Raw genomic sequence first — 18,571 nt, forward strand, 5'->3', positions numbered from 1 at the left:
TTATCTGGCCCGATTTTGTGAACTGGGACAAGGCCATCGACGAAGAGGCCAGCATTTCCGCCGTGGCCTATGCCATGGGCCTGCGCGCCAAGATCGACGAGGAAACGGGCTGGCACAAGACGCTGTCGAACGTCGTCGTCAACGGCCCGACCGGCATCAGCAAGGATGTCTTTTTCGACTTGCAAGACCCGGCCACCGATGCCGGCATGCTCAACGCCAAGGAAGTGACCACCCTGATTAACATGGGCGGCTATCGTTTCTGGGGTTCGCGCACCTGCGAGGCGCCGGGCGGCTTTTTCTACTTTGAAAGCTACACGCGCACGGCCCAGGTGCTGGCCGACACCATCGCCGAGGCGCATTTCGCCTTTGTCGACCTGCCCTTGCATCCGTCCCTGGTGCGCGACCTGCTGGAAAGCATTAACGCCAAGTTCCGCGACCTGAAATTGCAGGGCTACATCATCGACGGCCAGGCCTGGTATGACGAGCAGTACAACGACAAGACAGGGCTGAAAGACGGCAAGCTGGCCATCGACTACGACTACACGCCCGTGCCGCCGCTGGAAAACCTGCGCTTCCAGCAGCGCATTACCGACCGCTACCTGGCCGACTTCGCCTCGCGCATCGCCGCTTAACCGACCCCGTGCCCGCCGTGCGCGGGCGCAACTGACCACTGGAGAACACTATGGGCATGCCCCACAAACTCAAGCAATTCAACGTATTTCAAAACGGCGTGCTGTTCATGGGCATGGTGCCCGAAGTCACCCTGCCGAAACTCAGCCGCAAGATGGAAGAGTACCGCGCCGGCGGCATGAGCGGCCCGGTGTCCGTCGACTTCGGCAATGAGGCGCTGTCACTGGAATGGAGCGGTGGCGGCCTGATCGCCGAAGCCCTGAAACAATATGGTGCCCACTCGCACGGTGCCGTGATGCTGCGCTTTGCCGGCGCGTACCAGAACGACGAAGACGGCAACGTCGCTGCCGTCGAGGTTGTCGTGCGCGGCCGCTACAAGGAAATCGACATGGGAGGCGCCAAGATGGGCGACGACACCACGCACAAATACACCATGGCCTGCAGCTATTACAAACTGATGATCGACGGCGCCACGGTCATCGAACTGGACTTCATGAGCGGCATCGAGAACATCGGCGGCGTCGACACGAATGCCGCCATCCGCAAGGCCAGCGGTCTGTAACCCTTTTTACTTCACCACCCACACACAAGGACAACACCATGAACACCGAAAACAACAATCAAGCCGTCATCGAGCTGGACGAGCCAATCAAACGCGGCGACGGCTTCATCACGTCGCTGACCGTGCGCAAGCCCAAGGCGGGCGCCCTGCGCGGCATTTCCCTGATCGAGCTGGCCAACCTGAACGTGTCGGCCCTGCAGATCGTGCTGCCGCGCATCACCGAGCCGACCCTGACCGCGCACGACATCGCCAACATGGACCCGGCCGACTTGCTGGCCGTGGGCGCCGAGGTGGGCGGTTTTTTGGCGAGCAAAGCCGATCGCCTTTCGGTATCCCCGGCCAAGTAGAAGACGCCATGGCCGACATTGCCGGCGTCTTTCACTGGACGCCGGCAGCGATGGACGGCTTTACGATTGATGAACTGATGGCCTGGCGCGAACGCGCCCGGCAACGAAGCGGAGCGGAATAGATGGCTGGTCGGGATCTGAAATTACAGGTGGTATTTGCGGCACTGGACAAGATTACCGGCCCGCTGAAAAAAATCATGGGCGGCTCCAGCGACACGGCCAAGGCCTTGAAGGCCACCAGCGACCGCTTGCGCGACTTGAACGCCCAGCAGAGAAACCTCGGGAAATTCCGCGAACTGCATAGCGGTATTCGAACAACGGGGGTTGAGCTGAAAGAAGCTCAAAAAAAAGTAAAAGAGCTGGCCGCAAGCATAAAACAGACCGAGTCTCCTACACGCGCCATGACGCGTGATTTAAAGGCGGCGACGAAGGTCACGCAGGCCTTGACGCTGAAAGGCCGCGAACAAAGCCAGCAATTCCGCGTCCTGCGTACCAGCCTCAAGGAAGCCGGCATTGACACGCGCCAACTGGGCAAGGCCCAGGAATGGCTTAAGAACAGTATCCAGTTGACCAACGTTGAGCTGGCGTCGCAACAAAAGCGCCTGGCCGCCTCAAACGCCAAGCAGCAGCGCGTCACCAACGCCACCCAGCACGCCGACAAGCTGCGCAACAAGGCGGGCAATCTGGCCATGGCCGGCGCCGGCGCGACCGCCACGGGCGCCGTCATCGGCGCGCCCGTCGTCAAGGGCCTGAACGAGGCCAAGCACTATCAAACGGAAGTGGGCCGCGTCAACGCGCTGGGCCTGGGCGACAAGGTATCAGCCGAGGCCGTCGCCTTCGCGCGCAACATGAAGACCTATGGCACGAGCCAGCTCGACAACCTGCAGCTCATGCGCGACGGCATGAGCGCCTTTGCCGACGTGCACCACGCGGAAATGGTCGCCCCCACCCTGGCCAAGATGAAGTTTGCCAATCACGCCTTCTTTGGCGAGGCCGAAGGCGCCGATAACGAACGCAAGTTCATGGACATGCTCAAGGTCATCGAGCTGCGCGGCGGCCTGGAGAGCAAGGAAAAGTTTGAAGCCCAAGCCAATATCGTGCAGCAGGTCATCACCGCCACGGGCGGGCGCGTCGGCCCGAATGAATGGCTGAATATGATCAAGACGGGCGGCATCGCGGCCAAGGGTCTGAAAGACGATGCTTTTTACTACCAGATGGAACCGCTGGTGCAGGAAATGAGCGGCAACCGCGTCGGCACGTCCCTGATGAGCGCCTACCAGAACTTGTATCAGGGCCGCACCACCAAACGCTCAGCCAAGAAACTGGAAGAATTTGGCTTGATCGGCGACAAAAGCAAGGTCACGCATGATAAAGCGGGACAACTTTCCTTCCTCAATCCTGGCGCGCTGCTGGGTTCCGAGCTGTTCCGCGAAAACCAGTTCGAATGGATGGAAAAGGTGCTGTTGCCGCAATTGGCCAAGAAGGGCATCACGGAAAAAAAACAGGTGCTCGATGCCATCGGCAGCATCTTTTCGAACCGCACCGCGTCGAACCTGTATTCGCAGATGTATTTGCAGCGCGGGCAGATCCACAAGAACGAAAAGCTCAACCGTGGCGCCGCCGATATCGGTCGACTGGAAAAGCTGGGGCGCGACTCGGCCGCCGGCAAGGAACTGGAGGCGCAATCGAAGCTGGCCAATCTCAAGCTCACCATGGGCGAAAAAATCCTGCCGCTGTATGCGCAGGGGCTGGAAATGGCGATTTCCGCCGTGCAGCGCCTGAATGGTTTCATGGAACGCAACCCGACCGTGGCCAAGGTCATGATTACCGCCTTTGCCGTGCTGGCCGGCCTGCTGCTGGTGCTCGGCCCGCTGATGCTGGGCATTGCCGCCATGATCGGCCCGTATGCCATGCTGCACGTCATGTTCGCCAAGATGGGAGTGACGGGCGGCGTGCTCACGCCCATCCTGCGCGGCCTGGGCGGCGCCTTCATGTGGGCGGGCCGCGCCGTGCTGTGGCTGGGCCGCGCGCTGATGCTCAACCCGATTGGCATTGCCGTCACGGTCATCGCCGGCGCCGCCTTCCTGATTTACAAATACTGGGAGCCGATCAAGGGTTTCTTCACGGGCATCTGGTCGCACGTCAAGACGGCGTTTGCCGGCGGCATTGGCGGCGTCAGCGCCCTGATCGCCAACTGGACACCGCTCGCCCTGTTCTATCGCGCTTTCGCGGGCGTGCTGGGCTGGTTCGGTATCGCGCTGCCGGCCAAGCTCACCGACTTTGCCACCAACATTTGCCGCAGCATTGTCGCGGGACTGGCGCCGCTGGCCGGGTTCGTTGCTAATCTGTGGTCGCGGCTGCAAGCCACATTCAGCGGCGGCATGGCCAGCATCAGCGCCCTGATTATCAACTGGTCACCCGTCGGCGTGTTCTACCAGGCGTTCGCGGGCGTGTTGAGCTGGTTCGGCATCAAGCTGCCGGCCCAGTTCACGGAGTTCGGCGCCAACATCCTGCGCGGCCTGGTCAACGGCATCACCGGTTCCATGGGCGCAGTCAAGGACGCCATCAGCAATGCCGGTTCCAGCACCATTGCCTGGTTCAAGGAAAAGCTGGGCATCCACAGCCCCAGCCGCGTGTTTGCCCAGCTCGGCGACTACACCATGCAGGGCCTGGCCGTGGGCCTGGATCGCAGCGAGGGCGCGCCGATTGCCAAGGTATCGGGCTTGGCGCAACGCCTGACGCAACTGGGCGCCGGCATCGCCATCGGCACGGCCACGGCGTTACCCGCCAGCGCCTTCGACACGCGCGCACCGCTGTCCCAGGGCGGGTTCGGCGCCGGATTGAGCATTCAGGGCGACAAGATCGAAATCACGATCCAGGCACAAGCCGGTTCCGATCCCCAGGCCATCGCCCGCGCCGTGTACGCGGCCATGGAACAGCGCGACCGCGAAAAGGCGGCACGCATCCGCTCGTCCCTGCGCGACCACGATTAAGAAAGAAACACACCATGATGATGATTTTAGGAATGTTCGTGTTCAGCCTGCCCACCTTGGCCTATCACGAGCTGCAGCGGCAAACGGAATGGAAGCACGCCAGCACGGCCCGCGTGGGCCTGCGCGACGCGCACCAGTACGTGGGGCCGGGCGACGACACGATTACCCTGTCGGGCTGGGTGGCGCCGGAACTGACCGGCTCCTTGTATTCGCTCGATGCGCTGCGCATGATGGCTGACACCGGTAAATCGTGGATTCTGATCCAGGGCACAGGCCGCATTCTCGGCTCGTACCGCATCACCAGCATGACGGAAGGGCGCACCATCCTGGACGGCAGCGGCGGCGCACGCCGCGTCGAGTTCAGCATTGCGCTCAAGCGCGACGACGACGGCGTGCTGGCCATGGTCGGCCTGGGCGACATCGGCGACCTGAAAAACATGCTCAGCATCGACGGCATAACCAGCAGCATTGCGGGCGCGGCCAAGAATGCCGTCGGCAGCGTAGTGGGCAATGTGGTCGGCGGCATCACGTCAAAATACGGCGGCGTCGTCAGCGAAATGAAAGACAAGATCGGCGGCAGCATCAGCGGCGCCATCGGCAGCGCGGCGGACAGGTTCAAATGAGCGAGCATATCCCCGCCTTCAAGGTCAGCATCGAGGACAAGGATTTGACGGCCATCGTTTCACCGCGGCTGATCAATCTGACGTTGACCCTGTGCCGTGGCGACGAGAGCGACCAGCTCGACATTTCCCTGGACGACAGCGACGGCAAGCTGGCCATGCCGCCGCGCGGCGCGCAGATCGCCCTGGCGCTGGGCTGGCAGGCGTCCGGCCTGGTGGATATGGGCAAGTTCACCGTGGACGAAGTGGAGCACAGCGGCGCGCCCGATACCATTACCCTGCGCGCCAGGTCGGCCAACCTGATCGACACGTTTAAACAGCAGCAGGAACACAGCTTTCACAAGACCACCCTGGGCGCCATCATCGAGGCCATCGCCTTTCGCAACGAGCTGGCGTCGGGCGTGTCTGCGCGCCTGCGCGACACGGCCGTCGAGCACATTGACCAGACCCACGAAAGCGATGCGGCCTTCCTGCGCCGGCTGGGCAGGAAATACGATGCGGTGGCCACCGTCAAGAACGACACGCTGCTGTTCATCCCCATCAACCAGAGCCGCACCGCCAGCGGCAAGGCGCTGCCCGTTATCCCCATCACGCGCGCCCTGGGCGACGGCCACCGCTACCACAGCGCCGAAAGCGACGCCTACACGGGCGTGCGCGCCTTTTGGCACGACGAGCGCTACGCGCGCCGCCGCAGCGTCGTGGCCGGCGTACCCGGCAACAGCAAGCGCCTGCGCACCACCTTCGCCAACGAAACCGACGCACGCGCGGCGGCCGTCGCCGAATGGCAGCGCATTTTGCGCGGGCTGGCCACCTTTGAAATGAGCCTGGCCTTGGGCAACCCGGCCGTATTTCCGCAGTCGCCCGTGACCGTACAAGGTTTCAAGCCCGAGATCGACGCCACCGAATGGCTATCGGTCAAGGTCACGCACAGCCTGGGCGGCAACGGCTTTACCACACGCGTGGAGTTCGAAACGAAAACGGAGGCGGTCGAGGCCGAGCGCGAGGAAGAGAAAGACCCGGACGAAGGCGTCACGGGTGTGGTGGCCAAGTGGAAGGATGTGGCAGCGAAGAAGAAAAAAGCGGGGCAGGAGCAGGCCGGGGCCACGGGCACGCTCAAGACTCTGGAGCATCTTTACAAGAGCAAGCAGGCCGCGAAGCGGGCGGCCCTGCATGCTTGGAAGCATATTGAAGAAGTGCGAGACATCATCCGAGAGAATAGCGAGGAACCAAGGGCAATTACGTAAAAAATCCGCAATATCGAGAAAACATAAAAAAGGTGCACCATTTATTTACATGAGATAGTGCTAGGCAGAAATAACACTATCTCTGTGGCCAATAGAAACATCGAGAGGGCTTATTTATTGCAAACCAAATGTTTTACTTCCTCTTATTCAAGCCACGTTTGAAGGAAGCCACGCAACGTTGTCAACGCCTCCTTGTGCTCGGGAAAATTTTCAGGGTCTATCGAGTCGCACCTAATCTTTGCCACATCGATGCCAATGAAATCATCGATTGCCGATTTATTGAATATGTTGTGCGATGTGGAAACACGATCACCTGACGTGTGGCTTCTGCCGCAGATCATCAGACGCGTGGACATCGTTGCAAAACCCTCGTCCGTCCTAATCACCTTCATCACCCAATCACGTGCTTCATTAAGCGACTCCGAGTAATCCCTCCATCTGTAGAGCAGAGATAAAAGATCTGGCTCTTTGATCAATGTGTCGCCATCCTCTGCGCGGATTTTCATAAACTGCAACCATTCGCTCTTCATCTCCTTAACGGTGCTGATATCGAGCACCGGATCAATGACAGCACCCTGCCTTTGATCAGAAGTGTCATTCAGATGAATTAAGATCGCAGCGACGGACAGTGCCTTGGTCTTCTTAAACGCATTGAGTACCAGAACACCTCGCTGGAATTCCGATATCTGCGCAATGAAACAGCTCGTCGCTCTCCAGGCCGAATACCAAAATGCATCGAAGGGGCCGAGATCACTTCGACCTGCGAGCTTCTGCGCAATCCCGAACATCGCGGGTAGTATGACACTAGCATTATCAATTGGGAGACGATAGTAGAACTCGTCGAGCCTTGAGACGAGCGAATGTAGAAGGCCATCGGCCTCGATGGAAGTGATTGCCGCAGCTAGACTCGCCTCAGTAACCGTTGCTTCAAGAAATTCGGAGAAGCGGCGCTCCGACAATTCGGCGACAGCCGTTTGGAGTTCGAAATAGCGCGGGAAGTAACGCCCAGTACAAGCCCGTTTTTCAGCAAGCCACGCATTACGAAAGCCGATACCATAGCGCTTCCCCTCATATGCCCATGCAAGAGCGGGAAAAAGGTCCTTAAGCACATCTTTGGCGATATCCCTGCGTTCAACTGACGCGAATTCAAGAAACTGCTCTGCCGCCACCTTGGTTTCCTGTTCAGCTACGGAGCCTGGGGTGTGATACTCGTGGAGAACCAGCTCTCGTTCTCTAAATAACGCTTGGTGGAGGTCGGGTTCGAAGACCCGGAGGGTCTCCAAAAGGAGGAAATCGACTATGTTAATCTCAAACACGTCGCCGTCTACATGCAACGGCAGATGCACGGAAATAGACGAAATCAGTCGGCGCACGTCACGCACGTTACGCAACAGGGGCTGGATGCAACCGATGAAGGCGTTGCCCCAGCGCTTCTCTGAAAACCCATTCGCCTCAATCGCGTAGCCTCCAACCAGCGCAGAGAGCTCCTCCGCGAAAATCCGATGCACAATCGACACAGGGACTGCTGGTAGGTCGAAGTTAGTCTGCACTATTTTCTCAAGAAAGGCTCTTCCGTGACCATGAGCTACCGGATCAAGTGCACGCTCTATAATGCTGGGCTGATACATGAGCACAAAAACGATGTTGGGTAAGTTCGTGTTCGCTTTTACCTGCCTGAGGAGCATCCTGATTTGTTCAGGCTCAAGCCGATCGATATCGTCGATAAATACAACAAGCGGTCGGTCGAGTTCGCGGAGGCGACCTTCCAGCCCCTCTCTCACTTTATCGAGCGGCTCTCCGCTGCGGTCATGCCCGAAATGTGAAAGCACACGTCCCCCTAAGGACGCAGCGACCGAAAGCACGGCAAGAAAAGCCGCCACCTTTGCCACAGTCGGAAGATCGAAACCTATGGCCGAGGCGACCGCGAGTACCGACACGTTCGTCAATACCGTCAGGATTTTGTCACTCGATCCCCCTGCCTCTTTAAGTGGCGCGCTAGCTCCTGTGAGTATGCGGCCATATCGCCGTAAGGCCTCAGCGCGGTCGAGCTCTGCTTTTGAATGTTCTCCACCCAGACGATCCGCTAACTGGCCAAAGAGGGCGCGAGCGATCGCGTCGCCATCGCCCCACTGCCAAGGATTGAAGTCAACCCAGTCCGCTCCGTCAGTCCTCGCGGCTAGTCTCTCGGTGATTAAGTTCTTAAGAGAAGACTTTCCGAAGCCCCAGCCACCGCGAATTGCGAATACTCTTCCTTCGCGCAGGCTGAGTTCCGAGAGCACACTGGCTATGCGCCCTGCGAAATCCGCCCGCCTCATGCGATCTTCTGACGCTTTCCGGATCGGCGCCTCCGCTCCAATCCCAACGTCCTGTCGTTCCGTCCTCGTAGCATCCGATTGCCCCCCCACAACGCGGGCAAGCCACGCCGAAAAACGGGCCACCTGCTGCCTCACCACGCAGTGACTCTCATGTAGTCAACGGTGTTCCGAAACAGGCGGCGCTGTGGAGTCGGGACAGGATGTAACGCCTTATGCATCTGTATAGTTACACTTAAATACCTCCTGCCAACTCTTTCTCCGCGAACACTCCCAATGTTTTTTCGACACATAACTATGTTCCTAATGGCACTCAATCAAGTTAACTTAGGTGAGCCTCAATCCAGCTGGCCGCAGTATCACGGGCAGAGGAGCACTCACACTTAATGCCTGGCGCTGTTTCGATGACAATGCCAACCGTATAGGCTTTCCCGTCGTAAAAGCATGTATTTTTAAGTGACCAAGATAGTAGATCAATCTTGGTGGTACATTTGTAGATTGGCCAGCCATATACAAACGCACACACGATGACGTGCATTAAACTCCAAGTTAGAGCGTGCCCAAAACGCGAGTATTTATCACCCATCAGCCCAGCACGTCGTTCATTTTTTTTTGCGGCCAGCTTTAATAGTCTGAGGAACCACAATATCGCCAGTGACCTGTTGCGCAATATTGCCTTGGAAGATAATTTTCTGCTTTCTCTTAGCTACCGGTTGCGCAAGCTTCAGACCATCTAACATACCAAAGACCCCTGCTTTTCCGCGGTCATCAAGTTTCCGATATGCGGCCAATACAATCTTTTCTTCGGTCGTAATGGGAACCGATGCCGCCTCTCCCGTGAGGATGTAGTGCACATCCATCCCAAGCGCATGAAGACCATTTAAAAAAAAGGCATCAGGTGCCGTCTCGCCAGACTCATACTTTATTAGTGTTCTTGACGACATATCAAAAAGCACTGCTAAAGAGCGCTGTGTATGCCCAGTTTTCAAACGCTCTTCCGCCAATCGGCCGCCGAACAGGAATAAATATTCACTTTTTTCATTTGACATATGCATTATTCTTCACGTATATTTACGCCATTACCATGTGACGTATACAAATCATACCTTATGACAACTATTGCTCCAGTGACGCGGCAGCCAAAGAGTCCACTTTCGCAGCCCATCCCTATTCGCTTGCTCCCTCCTGAGATTGAGCGCGTTAAAAAGTTTGCACAACAAGAGTCCCGCTCACGAGCGTCTTTCATGCGTTTGATGCTACTGCGTGGCCTAAATTCTTATGAGGCCGAACTCGTCCAATTGTCCGTTGTTCATCACGCTTAACTGCAGAGGAGCAGGCCCATGTACCCCGATGCAAAACGTATCCGCAGCCACCGCGTCATGCTGCGCCTCGACGACTATGAGCACCAGCTTGTTTCCTCGATCGCCAATTACCAGGGCGAAGAGCTTGCGGTGCTGGTGCGCCAGATCGTGATGCGTGAAGCCTTGGCCGTGATCGCCTTGGATGACGCCACTATCGACAGCGTACAGCGTCGCAGCGTTTAAACCGAGTCACTTTTGAGCAACTCTAAAGTTACAGAAAATGCCAGACCATCAAATTAACCTCAACGACGAAGAGCGCGCGGTGCTGGAACTCGTGCGTCGACGCCAGGGGCTGGCGAGTATCGATCAGGCGGCTGAATGGCTCGTCAAGTCGCGCTTACGCAAGCAGTCAAAAAACATGACAGGTCGCGGTCGCGCCCTGTACCAAGTGGAAAGAAAGCTGAAATGAGAGTCATCGGCCTGCCCTGCCCGCATTGCGAATACACCGTCCGCGCCGTCAAAAGCCGCACGATGTCCGCCATGTTCAAGGAAATCACCTACATGTGCCAGAACCCTGACTGCGGGCACTCCTTCGTGGCAGGCCTGGAAGTGCTACGCACCCTCTCGCTGTCCGCCATGCCCAAGCCGGATATCCGCATCCCGATGTCCCAGCATGCGCGCGCGGCAGCCACCAGCCAGCTGGCCCTGGACCTGACTGCGGGCTGCTGATGACTATCCCGATCCTCGCGCCGCCGTAAACCGGCCGCCGTAACTCCCCTCTTTTGCTGTGCCCTGCAGCGCTCCCTTTTGAGCGTGCGGGATTCGTTCAACCAAAAATAAGGAAACCGATGGAAACCACGCTGCACGCCACCAGTCATGCCGACCAATCCATGGCATCAAGCACGATCCGCCCGACCTTGCAAAATTGTATTGTCTCCGTGGCGCCAACGTGTTTTCTGCTGCAAGCCGGCGCGGACATCGGCATCGCGGCGCTGACCGCCCACATCCATGAGATTGCCAAGACTTATCACGCCTACGGCGCAGCCAATCTGACCTTCATCGTCAGCGATGCGCAGGCACTGGAGCGTGACGGCTTTTTCGCGCCAGCCAAGCAACGCGCCCTAGTCGGCAAGCTGCCCATCGAGGTGAACTACATTTTCGCCACTGAAGCGGGTTCCCGGCACTGCTGCGGCGCATCGCACACGCTCCCGTACTGGGCAGAACACTTTCTCAAGGCAGGGGCGCGCTGATGCTGCGCCTGGCCAAAACCTGCGGCATCTGGCTGCTGTCGGTCTTGATCCTCATCACCCCCAGCGTGCTGCGGGCCGTCGGCGCCATCAAGGACTGAACTATGCCGGCGTCCCTTATCGACAACCACCTGTCCTTCCAGCCTGCCGCCGAAATTCTGGCCGCGCGCGACAAGGACATGCCGACGCCACCAGGCGCCGGGCATGCGCTGGCCGCCATCGCCGAAGCCAAGGCCCAGCTACGCAGCATCAAGCCGCGCAACCTGGCGCCCTTCATGGCGCAGGCGTGGGGATTGTCGCCGCGCGGCGCGCGCCGTTCCGTGCTGATCGCCGCTGGCATGGACGCCGACCGCTGGGAATCGCCCATCCATTCATTTACCGAGGAAGAGCGCATTGAGTTGCGCGCCGCTACCTCTGCCGCTATCCGTGTGTACGAAAGACTGTTGAATGCCATCTAAAGAAATTCTCAAGCCAGCCCAACGCCACGAGGCGTTTTTGCGATCCCCGTACTTCGCGCCCGAGCTGGCCCGTATCCCGTTCAAGTGGCGCAACCGCGTCATCACGGCGGCCATGGCCAAGATGGCCTGGTCGTCCTGGTACAAGGTCTATGAATCCATCGCCACCAGCTTTGTGCGCGAGTTCGCCGAACAGTACGTGCCGGCCGGCGTCGACCTGTCGCAAAGCGACGCCGACATCGTGGCCACCGCCGAACGCGCGGCGGCCGGCGTGACCAAAATGCTGTGGATGGCAGTATCTGACACGCACGCCCTGCAGATCATGGAAGACGAATGCGCCTCGTATGGCATCGAGCTGCCCGAGTTCGACGCGCTGGCCGACACCATCGCCCGACTGGTCGATGCCCGCTGGTGGCGCCGCCAGTTACGCAAGCGCGTAGGCCGCGCCTTTGAGGCCGGCAATATCCGCCTGGGCTACGTGAACTATCGCGGCGAACCCTACGCCAGCACGGAGGCTGTTCTAGCACGTCTGGCGCAAAACCGTCGCAACGCGGCAGCACTGGCCGCCACCCTGGTGCAGAACGAAAACGGCCAGCAATTCAGCATTGCCGAACTGGCCGAGAAGACGACCGCCAACAAGGCCATCCGGCGTGGCGAACTGATGCTGCGCATCAACGGCTTTGAGCAGATCGCCCGCGAGTGCGGCGACCAGGGAATTTTTATCACCTGGACGTGCCCATCGCGCTTTCACGCCGTGCAGCACAGCGGCAAGCCAAACCCAAAATACGACAACTCGACGCCACGCGAGGCCAACGCCTACCTTGGCAAGATGACAGCCCTGTGCCGCTCCGCACTGGCGCGCCGTGGCATCGGTCTGTACGGCTTTCGCATCGCCGAACCGCATCACGATAGCTGTCCGCATTGGCATCTGCTGCTGTTCGTGCGTCCCACCGCGAAATACAAGACGGCCCACCTGCGCGACGTGGCGGGCCGCGCCATTCGCATCATGAAGCGCTACGCCTGGCGCGTAGACCGTGGCGAACCGGGCGCCTTTAAACGCCGCCTGGACGTGAAACGCATCGACTGGGCCAAGGGCAGCGCCGCCGGCTACATCGCCAAGTACGTGGCCAAGAACATCGACGGCGTGGCCGAGCACAAGACGAAAGAAGGCTATGTCGTCACGGCCGACACCGAAGGCGATGTCGAGCTGACGCCATCGGCGCGCGTCGAGGCATGGGCCGCACGCTGGGGCATCCGTCAATTCCAGCAATGGGGCGGAGCACCCGTCACGGTCTACCGCGAACTACGTCGCATTGAGGAAAACATGCTCAACGAAGCCCCGCCCGCCATGCGTCGCGCCTGGGATGCTGCGCAAAAGATCGAAGGCGAAAAGCGTGCCTGTTGGGCCGAATACCTGCGCGCCCAGGGCGGTGCCCTGGTGCCGCGCAAGGAATTGGTCGTCACGCTGGCCAAGGACGAAAAGACCGTCATCGGCCGTTACGGCGAAACGCTGCGCACCACGCCATACGGCGTGCGCTGCAGCGACCTCATTGGGGTGGTCTTCAAGTCCGTGCGCCATACGTGGACGCCCGTACAGGCCACAGGCGCTCGCGCGGTGGCTGTTGGGGTTGCCGTTCCTCGGACTCGTGTAAATAACTGTACGCACCCTGACCGCCCTGCCCCGGCCACGCCGCCAGCGGCGCCCATACCGAACCTATCGGACGAGGCAAAAACAGCACTGATTGCCGCCTGGGCGGCCGTCAACGCCTGCCCATATCCCCGGCTGATCGTCACAGACAACCCACCCCATGAAGGAAATGGCACATGAGCACCTTTGCCGTGATTGTTCGCACGCAAACCGAACGCTTTGAATGCGCCGCGATTGCCGCTTCCAGCGGCGACGCGATCCAGGCCGCCATCGACCACTTCGGCGTGTGCGGAGTTACCGCCAAACTGAAAGGAGCACCGCAATGCTGAACACCTCGACCAATTCGCCGCGGCAAATCGCCTTGGGCGACCGCGTGACATTCGATACCGACGAAGGCTACCAGGCCGGCACCGTCAACGACTTGCGCCGCGACGTGGGCAATGGCGAGCTGCACGCCTGGGTGGAGCTGGACCACCAGTGGCCGGGCATGTTCCGGGCGGTGCCGCTGGGCGCCATCGAAGCGGTCAAGAAGGCTGTCGCTCCTGTCGGGTGCCCAGCATGACAGCGGAACGCTCATTACCTGCCGTGGCGGCCTTGTTCGTGCGCGCCAATTCGATCTACAAAACCATGCCGGCGGTCGATGCCTGGGATGCGGAGCGCGACGCCCGCGCCTGGCCGGGTGGCGTGCCGGTAGTGGCCCATCCACCGTGCCGCTCCTGGGGTACGCTGCGCCACCTGGCCAAGCCGCGCCCGGACGAAAAGGACCTCGCGGTGTGGGCCGTCGCCCAGGTGCGCAAGTTCGGCGGCGTGCTCGAGCACCCGAAGCGCTCGACCCTATGGCCACACTGCGGCTTGCCAGCGATCGGCGAGCGGGACAAATTTGGCGGCTGGACGTTGCCAATTTTCCAAAGCTCGTTTGGCCACCGCGCCGAAAAGGCTACCTTGCTGTACATCGTCGGCTGTGCGCCTGATCAAATACCGGTCATGCCCATCGTCCTGGGCGACGCCTCACATGTAATCGCCGCGGCTGGCCGCAACCGCGCCGGCGAGCGGCGCCGGAAAGGCGATCCTGGTTGGCGCCCGGAATGCGGCAAGGCAGAACGCGAGCACACGCCGCCCGAGCTGGCGCATTGGCTGGTGGCCCTGGCTCAACGCTGCGCGGTGCAAGCATGAGGAAATCCATATGAGCACGTTCCTGTCCATGGACGAAATCTGCGCCCTGACCGGCCGCAAGATGAAAACGAAGCAAATTGAGGCGCTGCGGAAGATGGGCCTCCCCTTTTGGGTCAATGCCATCGGGCGGCCGGTTGTTGCGGTCGCTGCAGTTGAGGGGCGCAAGGAAGCGCCACGGGAAAAAACATGGGTAATGCCAAGGATCAATAAAAATGGGCCGACGAAACACACGTAATTTGAACATGCCGCCTTGCATGCACCCGCGCACCCAGCGCAGCGGCAAGGTGTACTACTACATGTACACGAAGGACAAGCCGCGCAAGGAAATTCCACTTGGACCAGACTTCATCCTCGCACTTAGGAGGTATGCCGAGCTGAACATCGTGATGGAGCCAACAGCCGGCGCGACGTTTTCCGACGTGCAAAAACGCTACCTAGTCGAGGCCGTGCCAAAGCTGGCCGTCAGCTCAGCCCGCATGTATCGATCAGACATCAAGCATCTGCTGGCCGCCTTTCACGAGGCGCCGCTGGACCAAATTAAGCCGATGCACATTCGTCAGTTTCTTGATGACCATGCAGACAAGCCGACCACGGCGAACCGCTGTAAGCGCGTGTTTTCCACCATGTGGAATCACGCCCGGGGCTGGGGCTATACGGATCTACCAAACCCATGCGAGGGCATCCAAGGCCATTCTTTGGCAAAGCGAACCGTATACATCACCGACGAGGTGTTTGCTGCGGTACGCAAACACGCAAGTGCGCCTCTACTAGATGCGATGGACTTGGCCTACCTGACCGGCCAGCGTCCTGCCGATGCATTGCGCATGACAGTGCGAGACATCGTTGATGGCTACCTGATCATCACGCAGCAAAAGACCAAGCAGCCGTTGCGCATCACGATCACAGGCGAGCTGGCCAAGCTAATGGAACGCATCAGGGCGCGCAAGGCGACGCACAAGGTTTTGACAGGTGCCCTACTGACCAATATGTATGGCAAGCGCCTAACGGCGCCGGCACTGCGCACCCAGTTCGACGCGGCAAAAAAGCAGGCGGCAGTGCACTTCCCCGAACTGGCGCAGGACATCATGAAATTTTGGTTTTACGACCTGCGCGCGAAGGCGGCCGACGATACTTCGGATGACCGAGGCGACCAAGCCGCCAGCGATCTTTTGGGGCACGACAGCGTGAAAACGACCCAGCGGCACTATCTGCGACGAGGGAAGATTGTGGCCCCGACGAAATAGCTCTATGCCCCGTGTATGGTAACGAATCATGGGATTTATTTAAGAACTATCCTACAAGCAGGGTACCGAGACTAAGACAACTTAAAGGTAGACTTCTAATCATCGGCATAAATCTTAGTACCCCACACCAAATAGTCTAATAGATTAAAAATTTCGCATCAACGCATTTTTGGTGACGAAGTACCTTGAATAAGCATTTGGAAGATATAGCAAAGGCCAAATCCAATTCCCACGGAACACAAACCATACACTAACAACGTCCCAACAAATTCGGGCACATAGCTGTAAGAGTAATAAGCAATAAGCAACGCACTAAAACCGGAGCAATAAAATACACCAGTAGCCATAGTTGCAAAGAAATTTAACAAGGAATTATGCTTATGATTTAAACCTGAAATTAATGCAATGGTGAATGCTGCAATGAATACCCACACGAGATATTGCAGAGAAAATAAAAGTAATTTTGGCGAAGACATCGTTTCAATTGGTTTTTGCGCCCAAGGCTTAATTGTTCCATCGTCTGTTAATCCAAACTTCAAGAACACTGCCAGAACACCAACGGCAAGTAGACAAAAACCTATACGAATAGACTCGCGGGACACTGGTGATAATGACCAATACCAACCAAAAAATTTTTTCAAAATTAGTTTCATTTTCGTTATTTTAAATATCCAAGTAATACCATAAATGCAATATAGTTTAGGGCTATACAAATGCGTGCCATCAAGGCTATGCTCCCGGAGAGTCAATACTTATCAAAGCTTGCAACGCAACTCACCGCAATCAGTCTGCGACGACTTAAGAGAATAGCAAATTACTTGGTGGAAATAGTCACACATTGTCACGCCGCAATTGATGGTACTGGCATCTTCTATGCTGAGTTTTCGGTGTTTAAATCAGTGGAGGGTAGCTTTTGGATCAATGCCACTTTGTGCATTCAATCAGATTTTGTGGAGCGGTTTGGCTTTGTGGAGCGGCGAAAACAGTTTTTCGGCCGTTTTTTCACTGGAGCGGGTGAAGGGAATCGAACCCTCGTCGTAAGCTTGGGAAGCTTCTGCTCTACCATTGAGCTACACCCGCGAAGCCTGCATTTTACGCGGGATGGCGAGTACTTGGCAAATTTGTAGAATGCTGCCCATGGCTGCTATATTCCCTCCAGGACTCGGATCAGTGGCAAACATAGATGCCATTTTCAACGATCAGGTCTTCGGACTTCCGGTAGTTGGCCAGCATTCTGTTGGCTCAGCCTGAGCAGCTCGAGACCTGGCTTGGCCCGCTTCTTCAGCTCTACAACAGCCATTATTTTTCTTGCATGATTTATACCCTCAGTCCTGGCATAGCTTCAACGCATCCTGCCAATGCGGCAGTCCGCAGAAGGTCTTCTTCAACCGTTCCGAGGACAGCATCGAATTGGCAGGTCGCCGTGCGGGAACCGGGTAGGCTTGCGCGGGTATCGGTTTGAGACGCGGCCTCTTGGCAACTGAGGCATGCGCCATGATCGCTTCAGTGAAACCAAACCAACTGGTTTGTCCTTGTGCCGTCAGATGATATAAGCCAGAGTGTTTTTCCCACCACACTTGGCGGTTCGCGGCAGCGACACTTTGCGCCACGATATGCGCGGTGGTGTCGGCGATGGTGCGGCTCCAGGTCGGTGCACCGAACTGGTCGGAAACGATACTGAGCTCGTCGCGCTCCTGCGCCAGACGGAGCATGGTCAGCAGAAAGTTCTTTCCATGCGTGCTGTAGACCCAGCTGGTGCGCAGGATCAAGTGCGGGATGCCGGTTGCTTGGATCGCCTGTTCGCCGGCAAGCTTGCTGCTGCCATACACATTGACAGGGCAAGTCGGATCGGTTTCGACGTAGGGGCCATTTTTCGACCCATCAAAGACATAATCGGTGCTGTAATGAATCATTGCAGCACCTACTTTCCTGGCTTCTTCAGCCATGATACCCGGCGCCTCGCCATTGATGCGCATGGCCAACTCTGGCTCGCTCTCCGCCTTGTCGACGGCGGTGTAGGCGGCCGGGTTGACGATCAGTGTCGGCTTGACGCGGCGGATCACGTTGCGTACCTGGTTCAAATCGGCCAGATCCATCTGGCTGCGGTCGAGTGCGATGACTTCTCCCAAGCCTTGCAGGCTGCGTTCCAGTTCGTAGCCAACCTGGCCGGTTTTTCCTGTAATTAAGATACGGCTCATATTTGTTCCTGTGAATGCGACACGGCTGCCTTGCCGTGCTCAGGCGAAGACGTCGGCATTGGCCAGCAATGTCGCGGCTTTGTCCTTGCCCGACAAGAGCGGTTCGCCGTCCAACGGCCAGTCGATGCCGATTGCCGGATCATTCCACAGGATACTACGCTCAAATTCCGGCGCCCAGTAATCGGTGGTTTTGTACAGAAATTCAGCGTTGTCACTGGTTACCAGGAACCCGTGGGCGAAGCCTTCGGGAATCCATAGCTGACGTTTGTTGGCAGCCGACAGCACGACGCCAGCCCAACGACCAAAGGTTGGCGAGTTTTTACGCAGGTCGACGGTGACGTCGAACACTGCGCCGGCGGTGACGCGCACCAGTTTGCCTTGTGGCTGCTGGATCTGATAATGCAGGCCGCGCAACACCCCCTTGGCCGACTTGGAGTGATTGTCTTGCACGAAAGAGCGCGTAATGCCGGTCAGTTCGGCAAAGCGCTTCTGGTTAAAGCTTTCATAGAAAAAGCCGCGGTCGTCACCGAACACGGTCGGCTCGAGTATCAATACATCAGGTATGGCTGTGGTTTGGATTTGCATGGTATATCGGTA

The 18,571-nt window shown here is 58.1% G+C and carries 23 protein-coding genes and 1 tRNA gene; 18 read left to right on the top strand and 6 right to left on the bottom strand.

Going from position 1 to position 18,571, the window contains the following annotated elements:
* From MRBLMS1_RS29030 to MRBLMS1_RS29060, 7 genes are all read left to right on the top strand, one after another.
* Positions 1 to 632, top strand: a 632-nt coding sequence (locus tag MRBLMS1_RS29030) for a phage tail sheath C-terminal domain-containing protein (protein WP_485883846.1), incomplete at its 5' end; no start/stop codon positions are given.
* 50 nt (positions 633 to 682) lie between these two features.
* On the top strand, positions 683 to 1,192 hold the full coding sequence (locus tag MRBLMS1_RS29035) for a phage major tail tube protein (protein ID WP_485883848.1): 510 nt from the start codon (positions 683 to 685) through the stop codon (positions 1,190 to 1,192).
* 38 nt (positions 1,193 to 1,230) lie between these two features.
* Complete coding sequence (locus MRBLMS1_RS29040; RefSeq protein WP_485883850.1) at positions 1,231 to 1,539, top strand: phage tail assembly protein; 309 nt, start codon at positions 1,231 to 1,233, stop codon at positions 1,537 to 1,539.
* 8 nt (positions 1,540 to 1,547) lie between these two features.
* Positions 1,548 to 1,661 (top strand): GpE family phage tail protein, encoded by a 114-nt coding sequence (locus MRBLMS1_RS29045; protein ID WP_071650284.1) that lies wholly within the window; start codon positions 1,548 to 1,550, stop codon positions 1,659 to 1,661.
* Positions 1,662 to 4,532, top strand: coding sequence for a phage tail tape measure protein (locus tag MRBLMS1_RS29050; protein ID WP_485883852.1), 2,871 nt, complete (start codon positions 1,662 to 1,664; stop codon positions 4,530 to 4,532).
* 14 nt (positions 4,533 to 4,546) lie between these two features.
* Positions 4,547 to 5,155 carry a phage tail protein gene (locus MRBLMS1_RS29055; protein WP_485883854.1) on the top strand — a complete coding sequence of 203 codons (609 nt, stop codon included), beginning with the start codon at positions 4,547 to 4,549 and terminating at the stop codon, positions 5,153 to 5,155.
* Positions 5,152 to 6,396 carry a phage late control D family protein gene (locus tag MRBLMS1_RS29060; protein ID WP_485883856.1) on the top strand — a complete coding sequence of 415 codons (1,245 nt, stop codon included), beginning with the start codon at positions 5,152 to 5,154 and terminating at the stop codon, positions 6,394 to 6,396. Before MRBLMS1_RS29055 ends, MRBLMS1_RS29060 begins: the two co-directional genes overlap by 4 nt.
* A gap of 143 nt (positions 6,397 to 6,539) precedes the next feature.
* Here MRBLMS1_RS29060 and MRBLMS1_RS29065 read toward each other — a convergent pair whose 3' ends face one another.
* Together MRBLMS1_RS29065 and MRBLMS1_RS29070 are read right to left on the bottom strand one after the other, a co-directional pair.
* Positions 6,540 to 8,711 carry a KAP family P-loop NTPase fold protein gene (locus tag MRBLMS1_RS29065; RefSeq protein ID WP_485883858.1) on the bottom strand — a complete coding sequence of 724 codons (2,172 nt, stop codon included), beginning with the start codon at positions 8,709 to 8,711 and terminating at the stop codon, positions 6,540 to 6,542.
* Between the two features lie 599 nt (positions 8,712 to 9,310).
* A complete protein-coding gene (locus tag MRBLMS1_RS29070; RefSeq protein WP_485883860.1) occupies positions 9,311 to 9,757 on the bottom strand; it encodes a helix-turn-helix domain-containing protein in 447 nt (148 codons plus the stop codon).
* Between the two features lie 291 nt (positions 9,758 to 10,048).
* On the opposite strand from MRBLMS1_RS29070, the gene MRBLMS1_RS29075 reads away from it, so the two are divergent.
* The 11 genes from MRBLMS1_RS29075 (at position 10,049) to MRBLMS1_RS29125 (ending at position 15,776) form a co-directional block, all read left to right on the top strand.
* Positions 10,049 to 10,252: a hypothetical protein gene (locus MRBLMS1_RS29075; protein ID WP_035820909.1), complete on the top strand. Its 204-nt coding sequence runs from the start codon at positions 10,049 to 10,051 to the stop codon at positions 10,250 to 10,252.
* A 37-nt stretch (positions 10,253 to 10,289) separates the two neighbouring features.
* Entirely contained in the window at positions 10,290 to 10,478 is a 189-nt protein-coding gene (locus tag MRBLMS1_RS29080) for a hypothetical protein (RefSeq protein WP_485883862.1), read from the top strand.
* Positions 10,475 to 10,738: an Ogr/Delta-like zinc finger protein gene (locus tag MRBLMS1_RS29085; RefSeq protein WP_046682346.1), complete on the top strand. Its 264-nt coding sequence runs from the start codon at positions 10,475 to 10,477 to the stop codon at positions 10,736 to 10,738. Before MRBLMS1_RS29080 ends, MRBLMS1_RS29085 begins: the two co-directional genes overlap by 4 nt.
* A gap of 119 nt (positions 10,739 to 10,857) precedes the next feature.
* Positions 10,858 to 11,259: a hypothetical protein gene (locus tag MRBLMS1_RS29090; protein WP_485883865.1), complete on the top strand. Its 402-nt coding sequence runs from the start codon at positions 10,858 to 10,860 to the stop codon at positions 11,257 to 11,259.
* Positions 11,260 to 11,360: 101 nt separating this feature from the next.
* Entirely contained in the window at positions 11,361 to 11,714 is a 354-nt protein-coding gene (locus MRBLMS1_RS29095; RefSeq protein ID WP_034745810.1) for a hypothetical protein, read from the top strand.
* Positions 11,704 to 13,539: a replication endonuclease gene (locus MRBLMS1_RS29100; protein ID WP_485883867.1), complete on the top strand. Its 1,836-nt coding sequence runs from the start codon at positions 11,704 to 11,706 to the stop codon at positions 13,537 to 13,539. Before MRBLMS1_RS29095 ends, MRBLMS1_RS29100 begins: the two co-directional genes overlap by 11 nt.
* Entirely contained in the window at positions 13,536 to 13,688 is a 153-nt protein-coding gene (locus MRBLMS1_RS29105) for a hypothetical protein (RefSeq protein ID WP_485883869.1), read from the top strand. Before MRBLMS1_RS29100 ends, MRBLMS1_RS29105 begins: the two co-directional genes overlap by 4 nt.
* The gene (locus MRBLMS1_RS29110; RefSeq protein WP_485883871.1) at positions 13,682 to 13,921 is read left to right on the top strand and encodes a hypothetical protein; all 240 of its coding nucleotides are present in this window, start codon (positions 13,682 to 13,684) and stop codon (positions 13,919 to 13,921) included. Before MRBLMS1_RS29105 ends, MRBLMS1_RS29110 begins: the two co-directional genes overlap by 7 nt.
* Positions 13,918 to 14,532: a hypothetical protein gene (locus MRBLMS1_RS29115; RefSeq protein ID WP_485883873.1), complete on the top strand. Its 615-nt coding sequence runs from the start codon at positions 13,918 to 13,920 to the stop codon at positions 14,530 to 14,532. The genes MRBLMS1_RS29110 and MRBLMS1_RS29115 overlap by 4 nt, the downstream gene beginning before the upstream one ends.
* Positions 14,533 to 14,542: 10 nt before the next feature.
* Positions 14,543 to 14,767: a DUF4224 domain-containing protein gene (locus MRBLMS1_RS29120; protein ID WP_298402779.1), complete on the top strand. Its 225-nt coding sequence runs from the start codon at positions 14,543 to 14,545 to the stop codon at positions 14,765 to 14,767.
* Positions 14,768 to 14,786: 19 nt separating this feature from the next.
* Positions 14,787 to 15,776, top strand: a complete 990-nt coding sequence (locus tag MRBLMS1_RS29125; RefSeq protein WP_485883875.1) for a tyrosine-type recombinase/integrase — start codon at positions 14,787 to 14,789, stop codon at positions 15,774 to 15,776.
* Positions 15,777 to 15,934: 158 nt separating this feature from the next.
* Here MRBLMS1_RS29125 and MRBLMS1_RS29130 read toward each other — a convergent pair whose 3' ends face one another.
* The 4 genes from MRBLMS1_RS29130 to rfbC form a co-directional block, all read right to left on the bottom strand.
* Complete coding sequence (locus MRBLMS1_RS29130; protein WP_485883877.1) at positions 15,935 to 16,429, bottom strand: hypothetical protein; 495 nt, start codon at positions 16,427 to 16,429, stop codon at positions 15,935 to 15,937.
* A 353-nt stretch (positions 16,430 to 16,782) separates the two neighbouring features.
* Positions 16,783 to 16,856 (bottom strand) — tRNA-Gly (locus MRBLMS1_RS29135).
* A gap of 245 nt (positions 16,857 to 17,101) precedes the next feature.
* Complete coding sequence (rfbD, locus tag MRBLMS1_RS29140) at positions 17,102 to 17,974, bottom strand: dTDP-4-dehydrorhamnose reductase (RefSeq protein WP_485883878.1); 873 nt, start codon at positions 17,972 to 17,974, stop codon at positions 17,102 to 17,104.
* 39 nt (positions 17,975 to 18,013) lie between these two features.
* Complete coding sequence (gene rfbC / locus MRBLMS1_RS29145) at positions 18,014 to 18,559, bottom strand: dTDP-4-dehydrorhamnose 3,5-epimerase (protein ID WP_485883880.1); 546 nt, start codon at positions 18,557 to 18,559, stop codon at positions 18,014 to 18,016.
* Positions 18,560 to 18,571: the final 12 nt, after the last annotated feature.

The sequence above is a fragment of the Massilia sp. LMS1-1-1.1 genome (genome assembly GCF_040815535.1).
Taxonomy (GTDB): Bacteria; Pseudomonadota; Gammaproteobacteria; order Burkholderiales; family Burkholderiaceae_D; genus Janthinobacterium; species Janthinobacterium aestuarii.

What these genes read in the sequence shown, in the direction of transcription:
- MRBLMS1_RS29035 (WP_485883848.1), top strand. Translation starts at nt 683, where the DNA reads ATGGGCATGCCCCACAAACTCAAGCAATTCAACGTATTTCAAAACGGC.
- MRBLMS1_RS29040 (WP_485883850.1), top strand. Translation starts at nt 1,231, where the DNA reads ATGAACACCGAAAACAACAATCAAGCCGTCATCGAGCTGGACGAGCCA.
- MRBLMS1_RS29045 (WP_071650284.1), top strand. Translation starts at nt 1,548, where the DNA reads ATGGCCGACATTGCCGGCGTCTTTCACTGGACGCCGGCAGCGATGGAC.
- MRBLMS1_RS29050 (WP_485883852.1), top strand. Translation starts at nt 1,662, where the DNA reads ATGGCTGGTCGGGATCTGAAATTACAGGTGGTATTTGCGGCACTGGAC.
- MRBLMS1_RS29055 (WP_485883854.1), top strand. Translation starts at nt 4,547, where the DNA reads ATGATGATGATTTTAGGAATGTTCGTGTTCAGCCTGCCCACCTTGGCC.
- MRBLMS1_RS29060 (WP_485883856.1), top strand. Translation starts at nt 5,152, where the DNA reads ATGAGCGAGCATATCCCCGCCTTCAAGGTCAGCATCGAGGACAAGGAT.
- MRBLMS1_RS29065 (WP_485883858.1), bottom strand. Translation starts at nt 8,711, where the DNA reads ATGAGGCGGGCGGATTTCGCAGGGCGCATAGCCAGTGTGCTCTCGGAA.
- MRBLMS1_RS29070 (WP_485883860.1), bottom strand. Translation starts at nt 9,757, where the DNA reads ATGTCAAATGAAAAAAGTGAATATTTATTCCTGTTCGGCGGCCGATTG.
- MRBLMS1_RS29075 (WP_035820909.1), top strand. Translation starts at nt 10,049, where the DNA reads ATGTACCCCGATGCAAAACGTATCCGCAGCCACCGCGTCATGCTGCGC.
- MRBLMS1_RS29080 (WP_485883862.1), top strand. Translation starts at nt 10,290, where the DNA reads ATGCCAGACCATCAAATTAACCTCAACGACGAAGAGCGCGCGGTGCTG.
- MRBLMS1_RS29085 (WP_046682346.1), top strand. Translation starts at nt 10,475, where the DNA reads ATGAGAGTCATCGGCCTGCCCTGCCCGCATTGCGAATACACCGTCCGC.
- MRBLMS1_RS29090 (WP_485883865.1), top strand. Translation starts at nt 10,858, where the DNA reads ATGGAAACCACGCTGCACGCCACCAGTCATGCCGACCAATCCATGGCA.
- MRBLMS1_RS29095 (WP_034745810.1), top strand. Translation starts at nt 11,361, where the DNA reads ATGCCGGCGTCCCTTATCGACAACCACCTGTCCTTCCAGCCTGCCGCC.
- MRBLMS1_RS29100 (WP_485883867.1), top strand. Translation starts at nt 11,704, where the DNA reads ATGCCATCTAAAGAAATTCTCAAGCCAGCCCAACGCCACGAGGCGTTT.
- MRBLMS1_RS29105 (WP_485883869.1), top strand. Translation starts at nt 13,536, where the DNA reads ATGAGCACCTTTGCCGTGATTGTTCGCACGCAAACCGAACGCTTTGAA.
- MRBLMS1_RS29110 (WP_485883871.1), top strand. Translation starts at nt 13,682, where the DNA reads ATGCTGAACACCTCGACCAATTCGCCGCGGCAAATCGCCTTGGGCGAC.
- MRBLMS1_RS29115 (WP_485883873.1), top strand. Translation starts at nt 13,918, where the DNA reads ATGACAGCGGAACGCTCATTACCTGCCGTGGCGGCCTTGTTCGTGCGC.
- MRBLMS1_RS29120 (WP_298402779.1), top strand. Translation starts at nt 14,543, where the DNA reads ATGAGCACGTTCCTGTCCATGGACGAAATCTGCGCCCTGACCGGCCGC.
- MRBLMS1_RS29125 (WP_485883875.1), top strand. Translation starts at nt 14,787, where the DNA reads ATGCACCCGCGCACCCAGCGCAGCGGCAAGGTGTACTACTACATGTAC.
- MRBLMS1_RS29130 (WP_485883877.1), bottom strand. Translation starts at nt 16,429, where the DNA reads ATGAAACTAATTTTGAAAAAATTTTTTGGTTGGTATTGGTCATTATCA.
- rfbD (WP_485883878.1), bottom strand. Translation starts at nt 17,974, where the DNA reads ATGAGCCGTATCTTAATTACAGGAAAAACCGGCCAGGTTGGCTACGAA.
- rfbC (WP_485883880.1), bottom strand. Translation starts at nt 18,559, where the DNA reads ATGCAAATCCAAACCACAGCCATACCTGATGTATTGATACTCGAGCCG.